General features: G+C 45.1%; 8 protein-coding genes. 3 read left to right on the top strand and 5 right to left on the bottom strand.

Annotated features, from left to right (window positions below):
- Positions 1-54 precede the first annotated feature (54 nt).
- Positions 55-2199, bottom strand: coding sequence for a tetratricopeptide repeat protein (locus CLC91_RS13760; protein WP_095499764.1), 2145 nt, complete (start codon positions 2197-2199; stop codon positions 55-57).
- Positions 2200-2279: 80 nt separating this feature from the next.
- Positions 2280-3173, bottom strand: a complete 894-nt coding sequence (locus tag CLC91_RS13755) for a LysR family transcriptional regulator (RefSeq protein WP_095499763.1) — start codon at positions 3171-3173, stop codon at positions 2280-2282.
- A gap of 165 nt (positions 3174-3338) precedes the next feature.
- Between CLC91_RS13755 and CLC91_RS13750 the strand changes: the two genes are divergently transcribed.
- Together CLC91_RS13750 and CLC91_RS13745 are read left to right on the top strand one after the other, a co-directional pair.
- Complete coding sequence (locus tag CLC91_RS13750) at positions 3339-5585, top strand: heavy metal translocating P-type ATPase (RefSeq protein ID WP_095499762.1); 2247 nt, start codon at positions 3339-3341, stop codon at positions 5583-5585.
- 98 nt (positions 5586-5683) lie between these two features.
- Positions 5684-5968 (top strand): YihD family protein, encoded by a 285-nt coding sequence (locus CLC91_RS13745; RefSeq protein WP_095499761.1) that lies wholly within the window; start codon positions 5684-5686, stop codon positions 5966-5968.
- A 6-nt stretch (positions 5969-5974) separates the two neighbouring features.
- Here CLC91_RS13745 and CLC91_RS15190 read toward each other — a convergent pair whose 3' ends face one another.
- The 3 genes from CLC91_RS15190 to CLC91_RS13730 are packed head-to-tail and all read right to left on the bottom strand — an operon-like array spanning position 5975 to position 8616.
- A complete protein-coding gene (locus CLC91_RS15190; RefSeq protein ID WP_095499760.1) occupies positions 5975-6502 on the bottom strand; it encodes a prepilin-type N-terminal cleavage/methylation domain-containing protein in 528 nt (175 codons plus the stop codon).
- Positions 6503-6516: 14 nt separating this feature from the next.
- Entirely contained in the window at positions 6517-8268 is a 1752-nt protein-coding gene (locus CLC91_RS13735) for an ABC transporter transmembrane domain-containing protein (RefSeq protein ID WP_095499759.1), read from the bottom strand.
- Entirely contained in the window at positions 8269-8616 is a 348-nt protein-coding gene (locus tag CLC91_RS13730; protein WP_095499758.1) for a hypothetical protein, read from the bottom strand. It lies immediately after the preceding gene.
- An 89-nt stretch (positions 8617-8705) separates the two neighbouring features.
- On the opposite strand from CLC91_RS13730, the gene ccoG reads away from it, so the two are divergent.
- Positions 8706-10130 carry a cytochrome c oxidase accessory protein CcoG gene (gene ccoG / locus CLC91_RS13725; protein ID WP_095499757.1) on the top strand — a complete coding sequence of 475 codons (1425 nt, stop codon included), beginning with the start codon at positions 8706-8708 and terminating at the stop codon, positions 10128-10130.
- The last annotated feature ends 211 nt before the right edge of the window (positions 10131-10341 follow it).

Raw genomic sequence — 10341 nt, 5'->3', positions numbered from 1 at the left:
GAAATGTGCAAGAAATGTGATTTGCATCAATCTTTTGTTTTGCAACGCTCTTAGTTAAAACCTGAATACAATTTTTAGTCCACCTAACGCGCTCTTTTCTGCGTTAATTGTTCCACCGTGGGCATTAATTAAACTTTCGCAAATGGCGAGCCCCAATCCGGATCCACCCGTTTGACGATTTCGAGACGATTCCACTCGATACAAGCGAGAGAATATTTTTTGAAGTTTGTCGTTATCAACGGTCGGGGCTGAGTCTTCAATACTTACTATTAATTGCTCTTGATGCTGGCGAGCGGTTAACAAAATGGTACCCGGTTTGTCAGTATAGGCAATCGAGTTTGATAGCAAATTATCAATGACTTGTTTGATACGTTCAGCATCCATTTTTTTGCGAACACTGGTTAAATTGACTTGATACATCCACGTGAAACCATTTTTCTCTACCACGGTCTGCCAGTCATTACGCCAAATGCCGAATAAGGAGTCGACATCCTCCTCTCGATACGTCAAATTTAGGTTGTTGGTGTCGGCCTGAGCAAGCTGGTAAATATCTGAAATTAGACTATTGATTTCATTAACCTTGCGATCTAACTTGTCGTAACTGTCTTGTACATCACTGACAATGTCGAACTGTAACGCTTGTATTTGAAGTTTTAAGGCAGAGAGCGGAGTTCGAAGTTCATGAGAGACATCTGCAAATAATTCCTGCTTTTGCTTAAGAGATTGCTGCAATAGGTTTGCTCGTAAGTTTTCTAACTTTCTTCGCTGCACTAATAAAAAGGTTAACGCCGCGAAGACAAAGGCTCCAGCTATCAGTAACACGTATAAGCGCTGTTTTTCAGTCTGTTGAAGCTCTAATATTTGAGCTTGCTGTGCTTCTATTTTTTGCAACTCACTGACTTTAAGTTGTTCTTCAAGAAGGTTTACATCACGTTTATAGCGTTCCGATTTCTCACGTCTATCTTCTGTGTTTAACTGATCATCGAGGATTACGCTTTGATTCAAGTGAAACAATGCTTGCTGGTAATTTCCTAGTGACTGGTAAGCGTTGGCGAGTAATCGGTGAATGTCCATTAAATTTTGATCAAGAGATAAATCCGCAGCAACTTGCAACGCATCCGTTAGCTTTTTCAAAGCGTTGTTGTCGTTGCCTCGTTCTAGCTCGTATTTGCCACGCTCAACCTTTACCGACATGATTTGGTAGGCAGATCCCGACTTTCTAGCGGTTTGCTCTGCAAGCAGTAAATAATCCAACCGATAATTTTCATTGCTCAGCAAGCTGTATATTTTGGAATGCTGAAGGTAAGCTTGCGATAGTTCTTCAGGCGCGTCTACCTTAAGCAGTTGCTGAATCGCCGCATCATTATTTTCCAGGGCTTTCGTGTAGTTTTCTAGTGAGATATAAGCGCTAGCGATGGAGCGGTAATCAGATGCGAGACTGGCAAAATCTTTGAGTTCAAGATCGATTTTCAATGCTTTGTTGAAGTACTCTATGGCCTTATTAGGTTCTTCGGACTTCAGAAAAATATCGCCAAGGTTGTAGTAGATTGCGCCTCGGTAGCTTACACTGCCGACCTCCTCTACAGCTTCTCGAGCCTGTAATAGATACTTGGTTCCAAGTACAAGATCGCCACTGTTTTTGAACATCAATCCTAAGCTATTCAATACCAGTAATGTGCCCTTTTTGTTGCCATTTTTTTCGAAAGCCGTTAGTGCTAGCTCATAGGACTGCTTGGCTTCGAGCCGTTTTCGTTGATATTGCAAGGCGTTGCCTAGCAGATAATAGGTGTTACCGAGTAATTCCTGATGGGACGATTGCGCTACAACTAATGCTTTTCGCGTGTACTCTTCAGCCGCAACGTAATTATTACGACGAAACTCCAAGGTTGACCATGTCAGTAAACTTTCTACTTTGTATTGAGGAGGAAAGCTTTCATACGCTTGGGACAGCTCCTTGAGAATTTCTTCTGCGTCATCGTAACGCCCCGTTTTCCAATACAGAGCCGCTAATCGTTGCTTGGCACTGTTGCGCACACCAAGATCAGAATGGTCAAACAGCTTGAATAACCGAGCTTCATTTTCAGGGGAAGGAATATGGGTTGCTACAATTTCTGCTAAAAGGGTTTTGATGTCATCGTCTGCCGCAGCACTTTGCAGCGATATTATTGCAAACAATATAACTATAATGACTGTTCTCATTGGGTGTACTTTCTACTCAGAGTTAGTTTGCCGAAATTAATTATTAAAAGATTACGAAGAACATTTCACCGTATCTAAAATCAACGAATGAGCTCAATTAACGTGTCTCTAAGCCAGCGATTGGCTTCAGAGTGCTGATTTCGTTTATGCCAAATTAACTTATGAACAACCGGGTTCGTGTCGAATGGGCATGGCAACACGGTCAGTCCCAACTTGCTGGCATAGTTTTCAACAAGGGATTTAGGAATAAAGGTAACCAGCTCGCTTGAGGCTGCGAGCACCAAACCGGCTACCAACGAATCACACTCCACCATCACTTTACGATGTTGCAGTGGTGTTGAAGTAAATAAGTTGATGGCGTATTGCTGGTTTCTTCTGGCTTTAATACCAATATGATGCTGCTGAAAATACTGTTCTAAACTAAAGTTCTCTCCAATACTCGGATGGTTTGACGCTATAGCGATGTGAACACTGTCTTGATAGTAGGGCTGGACTTCAAATGACGCTCTATCAACTTGACCGTAATCGATGGCCAGATCCGCCTTTTGCATGGTAAGCGCATCCAGCAGTTTGTCTTGTTGGTGTGGAGTTATTTCGAATTTGATTTTGCAATTGCCGAGCTGAGTAGACTTCTCTACTAAAGGCTGTAGCAGCATAAGCATTGGCTCGTTGCAGTACACCAAGAAATCTCTGCGTTGTTGAGGATCGAATTCGTTTAGATTTTCAACGGCACTGTGCAAAGTGTCTAATGCGGGGCCGACTTCCTTGGCAAGCTGATGCGCGGCGGGAGTGGCTGCAATGCCGCGCCCTTCCCGTAAAAACAACTCGCAATTAAGCTGTGTTTTAAGTCGCTTCAATGCCGTACTGATTGCTGGTTGAGTGGTATTTAAATTGTCGGCAGCTCGAGTAATCGACCGCTGCCGATATACCTCGTAGAACACTTGCATCAAGTTAAGATCAAAGTCCTTTCGCATCTTACTGCCTCATTTTTTAGTAAGTATTATGACTGACCTACCTCACATTGGAAGTACTTTTCCCCACAAAATCTCGTGATTTTAGGGTTGACCTTGGAGTTAGACCGAGTTTCAGACTAAAGGCAACTCTTCGTCATATCGACCCAGAGATTTGAGGAGAAAACTATGAATTCGCATCATCAAACAAGTCAACAACCTGTGCAGACACTCATTATTGAAGGTGCCAGTTGCGCCAGCTGTGTCGCCAAAATTGAGTCTGCTCTTAATGGTGTTAAAGGGGTTTCCAGTGCCCAAATGAACTTTGCTAATCGAACCGTCGCGGTTGTGGGAACGGCAAAGGTCGAACAGCTCATTGAAGCGGTACAAGCGGCAGGTTATCAAGCTAACCGGTCTCAAAGCGATTCTTTGCAAGAGCAAATGCAACAGCAGAAACAGTCCGAATCAAACCATTATCGGCAGCAGCTTATTAAGGTAGCCGTGGCGCTTGCGGTTGGGATTCCGCTAATGCTGTATGGGATCATCAAGGGAGACATGACGGTGGCTTCTCGGTCTCAGCAGTTAGTCTGGTTTGCTGTTGGTCTGTTAACCCTATTGGTCATGGCTTTTAGCGGTAAGCACTTTTATAAAGGCGCATTAAGTAGCCTAAAAAATCGCAGTGCCAATATGGATACCCTGATCGCACTGGGTACGTTGGCGGCATGGATATACTCTATGGCTGTGGTCATCTTTCCTAATTGGTTTCCAGAGCAAGCACGCCATCTTTACTTTGAAGCGGCTGCCATGGTCATCGGTTTAGTGAACCTGGGGTTAGCGTTCGAAATTAAGGCTCGAGGCACAACGGCAGACTCCGTTAAACGGCTTATTGGGCTTCAACCTAAAATGGCTCGAGTCGTCATTGACGGCAACGAACAGCTGGTGGCTGTGGAGCAAGTAAAAGTCGGCGATCGCATAAAAGTTAAACCCGGTGAAAAAATTCCAGTGGATGGTTTGATTTTAGAGGGGGCCACAAGCGTCGATGAATCCATGTTGACTGGTGAAGCAATGCCCATAAAAAAAGGCATCGCTGATAGCGTTGTCGGCGCAACCATTAACGGCACAGGTAGTTTTGTTTACGAAGCCACTACATTGGGTGAACAGGCTAAGCTTACCCAAATCATTGAATTGGTGAAATCGGCGCAAAATGCGAAACCGAGCATTGGCCGTTTGGCGGATAAAATAACGGCTTATTTTGTTCCAGTTGTTATCTTAATCGCTATTGTGACCGCGGCTCTTTGGCTGTTTTTACCGCAGCAGCCCAACGTTTCATTAGCGTTTGCATCGGCCATGACGGTACTCATCATTGCTTGCCCATGTGCTTTAGGGCTTGCGACCCCAATGTCGGTCATGGTTGGTGTTGGTAAGGCAGCCGAAAACGGCGTGCTAATTCGCAATGGCGAAGCTTTGCAGAGTGCTGCAGCGATTAACATCGTGGTGTTAGACAAAACCGGGACCATTACTCAAGGTAGTCCTTTAGTTACTGACATTTGGCATCGCCCTGGGGTAAATGAGGACGACTTACTAAGCCTTGCAGCCAGCACCGAACATCACTCAGAGCACCCTCTTGCACAAGCTATCGTAAGCAGCGCCAATAATCGTGGCTTAGCCATCACTGACAGCACCGATTTTGAGGTAAGTGTTGGCCAGGGTGTCAGTAGCAAGGTTATGGAAAAGAACGTCAGTGTTGGCAATCGAGCATATATGGACACACTTGGAGTTTCATTAGGAGAAGCAGTGTCGATTGCGCAGGGCTATCAACAACAAGGAAAAACCGCGGTTTATTTGGCCTTAAACTATGAGCTAGTTGCCATTTTGGCCATTGCAGATCCGATTAAAGCGGACTCAAAAGATGCCATTGCAGCCATGAAAAATGAAGGGTTACGAGTCGTTATGCTCAGTGGTGATAACGAAACGACGGCGAATGCGATAGCGTCACAAGTTGGAATTGACGAGGTAATCGCCTCCGTACTACCGGAGCAAAAAGCTCAGCATATAGCCTCCTTGCAATCTCAAGGGCTGCGAGTTGCTATGGTGGGTGATGGTATAAATGATGCGCCGGCACTGGCGTTAGCTGATGTTGGCATGGCGGTAGGCAGTGGAACAGACATCGCCATAGAAAGCGCCGACATTACTATCATGCACAGCTCTCTTCGCGGAGTGCTTGATGCAATTCGAATCAGTCGCGCTACCTTGTTAAACATCAAACAAAACCTGTTTGGGGCGTTCGTCTATAACGGCTCTGGTGTGCCCATTGCCGCAGGCGTGTTGTATCCGGTCACGGGCTTGCTATTGAACCCGGTTGTTGCAGCTACAGCGATGGCGCTCTCGTCGTTAACCGTAGTTCTCAATGCCAACCGTCTGCGGTTTGTAAAATAACGATATCGCTAACGAACTCAAGTGATAAAAGCTATAGCAACATCTCGGGGCTCAGCGATATACTGGGCCCCGTGTCTTTCTTTGTGAGGAGAATGGTCATGTCATGCCATCGAATCGACGAGTTATTAGAGTTACTAACGCCTGTTTGGCAGAAGAATCAACAGCTTAACCTGGCTGAAATGTTACAGAAACTCGCAAATGAAGCGGGCTTTGATAAGTCGCTAAACGAGTTGACCGATGATGTTCTTATTTACCATCTTAAAATGCAGCCATTGCAAAACAACGAGATGATTCCCGGCATCGAAAAAGACTTTGTTGAAGATTACGATTTTAAAAAAGCGCTATTAAAAGCCCGTGGCTTTACGGACGAAAATACCGATTAACCGCTACTAACAACCGCTAGTGACCACTTGATACGTTGGTTGACTGGCGGTTTGATCGTTATTGCATGAGGATGGGTTGGTCGTTCCCCAGGATTGAACATACATAAAATAGCATTGGCTCGCCTTAATAGAACCATTATCCGACTCAAATCCAAAATACGTTTTATCAACGCCTTCGTACTCGAATTTAATCTGATCGTCAGAATAGTTCATTTGCTTTGCAACGTCAGTATTATCTAAGAAGCCACATTTTAGTCGGGTGTCGAATTGGCCGTCGTTGTTTAGGTCTACATCGGTCAGATCCGGCCGTCCGTTAACCGGTTTTGCGCTGTAACTGCCCATTTTGGACTTTACATACACCTGGTCATTAGCGGCTTTGGCAGCAACAGCGATTTGCTCTATGACTTCAATGCGCGCGTCGCTGCTTAGATCCACAAATCGTGGTATCGCAATGACCGCTATGATAGCGATTACGATTAATGCAACAACTAACTCTATTAAGGTAAAGCCTTGTGATGGTCTCAATCCTGCCATTGTCTTGGGCCTTCTTAGGTTAATAGTTGTAGTTCAGCCAATTTACGGTAAGTTTCGTTATTGGCAACTAAATAATCGTGGCTACCACTGGCGCTAATGGTTCCATTTTCTATGAGTAATATTCTGTCAACATTACGGACGGTTGCAAGTCTGTGGGCAATAATAATACTGGTGCGGCCTTGCATCAGGTTATCTAAAGCTTGCTGAACTTTACTTTCACTGACGGCATCCAGTGCGCTGGTGGCTTCATCCAGCAACAAGATGGGACGATTGCTTAATATCGCTCGAGCAATTGCTATGCGCTGTTTTTGGCCTCCAGATAAACGGGTTCCTCGCTCGCCGAGTTGAGTTTCATAGCCGTCGCTTAAGCTACTAATAAATTCGTCAGCGCGAGCGGCGATACAGGCTTTCTTAACCTCGTCTAGTGTGGCGTCAGTTCTGCCGTAGCGAACGTTTTCGAAAACGCTGGTGGCGAAAATAACGGACTCTTGCGGGACAATGGCAAATTGTTTGCGCACCGATTCATTTGAACACTGGCTAATGTCTTGTGAATTAATTGAGACATAACCGCTATTGGGTAAATAGAATCTAAGTAACAGCTGAAATAAGGTGCTTTTTCCTGCCCCGCTGGGGCCAACTAAGGCGACTCGTTCTCCCGGTTTTATGGTCAAATTTATATCTTGTAAAACTGGAGAGAGCGCATCATTAGGGTAGCTGAAACAGAGATTACTGATTTCGATGGTTGAGTTGGGATTATCCGACAATTCGTTTGCAGGCTGGCTCTTGATTAAGTTGTCATTGGCAAATTGCAACTCCATCATGCGCTCGGATGCGCCAACAGCTCTCAGAATATCGCCAATAACAGCGCTTAACGTAGCAACGGCGCTGGCCACCATAACGGCATAAAACAAAAACGCAGTGAGCTCACCGGCTGAGATATTATTTTGCACCACTTGCAAGGCCCCATACCAGCTAACCAAGGTTACCGCCGCCAAGCTGAACGCCATTACTACCGTTATGAGCAGTGAGCGATAAAAAATTCGACTTTCTGCTGCGTTCATTACTGAAGCTATTCGCTGCCCAAAAAGCATGCGGTCTTGATATTCGTGGGTGTAAGATTGAACCGTATGAATCTCGTGAAGGGTTTCGTCGAGATGAGCACCGACATCCGCCACTTTATCTTGGCTGTCCCTAGCAAGCGTCTTAACTTTCTTTCCAAAAATGGCAATGGGAGCCAACACTAAAGGCACGGCTATTAATGCCAATGCGGCAAGCTTAAAGCTGGTAAACAGCATCATTATAATGCCGCCAAATGCGGTGACGCTTGACCGTAAAGCCATTGACAAACTCATGCCAACAACGGTTTGTAAAAGTGTAGCGTCGGCAGTAAAGCGAGAGATTATTTCGCCGGTTCGCTGTTCTTGAAAGTAGTGAGGACTTAAACTCAGCAAGCGATTAAATACGGCTAAGCGAATATCAGCACTCACTCGCTCACCCAGCCAGGTCACCAAATAAGCTCGAAAAAAGGTCGCGATGCAACCAACCATTACAATTGCCAACATGAGACCTACTAAGTGGCTTAAGGTGTCGGATTCACCACTAAGAAAGCCGCTGTCGATGAACAAGCGAATTCCTTGACCTAACGCCAACCAAGTGGCTGAGCCTAAAAAGAGTGCGATACCCGCAAAAAATACCTTCTTCTTGTACGGGGCTAAAAAGCTGATAATCCAGCCCAACACTTTTTTCGTTGACGGTTTTGCTGTCATTTACAGCACCAAGTCGCAAATATAGCGAAGATTGTCTTTGCTCAATATCGGATGGCTGTTTGTGGCACAGCTTGTTTGTTTAAAGGCGTCGAAAGATTCTTTGGATTCGGTAATTGTTCGGTAGAACTCAAGCTCTGAGCGAGTCAGCCGATCAGAAAGATTAGGAACGTTAAATTCAAATTTATTGACGTTCTTTTTGATTTTTATATCGGTCGTTTCGTCGAACTTCTTTTTAATGGCGTTCCATTCAGTGGCAACGTAGTGCTTTTGGTCGGCAAAGTAGTCGTGCTCGCTATCTAGGTAATAGACAATGCCAGCGACGATGGCCAATACAATCCACCCCTTCATATATAATCCTTTTTAGGTCTTTGTTGGTGCTTTCTGTTACCATAGTAGCCCAGTTACACAACAATTTGATAGCACCAAGGCATGTAGTAATGAGCGAATCCAACCGAAAGGACTTTGAGCGCGCCGAACGAATCGACATTCGCCAACCGGATCAAGCTAAAGCCGATCGTTTTGACCCAAGAAACCGCATTTATGTTCGAGCCGTAACCGGAGTTTGGACTCAGTTGCGTCGTAAAATGGGTTGGGTTGCATTGAGCTTCTTTCTGTTATTACCTTGGATAACTTGGGGCGACCGTCAAGCGGTTTGGTTCCACTTGAGTGAGCAAAAGTTTCATATCTTTGCGCTTACTATTTGGCCTCAAGATCTTACCTTACTTGCGGCTGTATTTATGATTGCGGCTTTTTCTCTATTTTTCATTACGACTTATTTAGGTCGAGTTTGGTGTGGTTATACCTGCCCACAAACCGTTTGGACCTTTATTTTTATGTGGTTAGAAGAAAAAATTGAAGGTGCACGAAACAAGCGCATTAAATTGGATAAAATGCCTTGGTCTGCTAATAAGCTCATGAAAAAAGCGGCTAAGCACGGAAGCTGGATAGCGATTTCCCTTCTAACCGCCCTTACCTTCTGTTCCTATTTCGTTCCGGCAAAAGCGCTGTACATAGACTTCTTTACGGGTAATGCGAGCGCGACCGTTTATTTTTGGGGAATATTCTTGACTCTCGCCACATACGGCAATGCAGGGTGGATGCGAGAAATTATGTGCACTCACATGTGCCCATACGCTCGTTTTCAATCGGTAATGTTTGACAAGAACACCTTTATTGTTGGATATGATAGCAAAAGAGGTGAAACACGAGGGCCTCGAAGTCGCAAAGCAGACCCTAAAGCCCTCAACCTTGGCGACTGTATTGATTGCGATCTCTGTGTTCAAGTTTGTCCCACCGGCATCGACATTCGTAATGGATTGCAATACGAGTGTATCAATTGCGGCGCTTGTATCGACGCTTGTGACAACACCATGGAGCGCATGGGGTATCGTAAAGGCCTTATTAGCTATACCACCGAAAATAGATTGGACGGTGTGACCGAGAAAGTCAGACGACCAAAGTTAGTGGGCTACGGTGTGGTGTTAGTTGTAATCATCTCCGGCTTTATTTACAACATCGCCAACCTTGATCCACTTCGGTTAGATGTTATGCGCGACCGAAACGCATTATATAGAGAGACCTCTGATGGTTTAGTTGAAAACACCTACACGTTAAAGATACTCAATAAAACGGATCAGAATAATCAGTATCAGCTGGCGGTATCGGGACTCACAGACTACCAATGGAACGGCCCGAAGGTATTGACCATTCGTGCAGGAGAAGTCGCAACGCAACCCATATCGATAGCGGTGGATCCCTATGACCTCAAGAGTCCAATTACGCCTATTGAAATAACCTTATCTGTTAAAGATGACCCTTCGGTTAGCTTTACTCAAGAGTCTCGCTTCTTTAGCGGCGGCTAAGTTGCCGCTAAAGTGTGCATTATGTAGTTTTTTTACACATCTGAGTAAAAACTTTAAAAAACCCCTTGCGCTAAATAATCAGCGCCCTATAATGCGCATCCACTGACACGGCACAGGGCCAAACAGCCACTGATTAAGCCCGAGTCAGTCGGCCCAATAAGCGCCTTGAAAAAAGTTTTCAAAAAGCACTTGACGGTCGAAGGGAAACGCG

Source organism: Paraferrimonas haliotis (genome assembly GCF_002282895.1).
Taxonomy (GTDB): Bacteria; Pseudomonadota; Gammaproteobacteria; order Enterobacterales; family Shewanellaceae; genus Paraferrimonas; species Paraferrimonas haliotis.
This window is presented reverse-complemented; position numbering and strand designations above follow the sequence as displayed.

Excerpts from the sequence above, each read along its gene's own strand:
- CLC91_RS13760 (WP_095499764.1), bottom strand. The coding sequence starts at position 2,199 with ATGAGAACAGTCATTATAGTTATATTGTTTGCAATAATATCGCTGCAA.
- CLC91_RS13755 (WP_095499763.1), bottom strand. The coding sequence starts at position 3,173 with ATGCGAAAGGACTTTGATCTTAACTTGATGCAAGTGTTCTACGAGGTA.
- ccoG (WP_095499757.1), top strand. The coding sequence starts at position 8,706 with ATGAGCGAATCCAACCGAAAGGACTTTGAGCGCGCCGAACGAATCGAC.
- CLC91_RS13750 (WP_095499762.1), top strand. The coding sequence starts at position 3,339 with ATGAATTCGCATCATCAAACAAGTCAACAACCTGTGCAGACACTCATT.
- CLC91_RS13745 (WP_095499761.1), top strand. The coding sequence starts at position 5,684 with ATGTCATGCCATCGAATCGACGAGTTATTAGAGTTACTAACGCCTGTT.
- CLC91_RS13735 (WP_095499759.1), bottom strand. The coding sequence starts at position 8,268 with ATGACAGCAAAACCGTCAACGAAAAAAGTGTTGGGCTGGATTATCAGC.
- CLC91_RS13730 (WP_095499758.1), bottom strand. The coding sequence starts at position 8,616 with ATGAAGGGGTGGATTGTATTGGCCATCGTCGCTGGCATTGTCTATTAC.
- CLC91_RS15190 (WP_095499760.1), bottom strand. The coding sequence starts at position 6,502 with ATGGCAGGATTGAGACCATCACAAGGCTTTACCTTAATAGAGTTAGTT.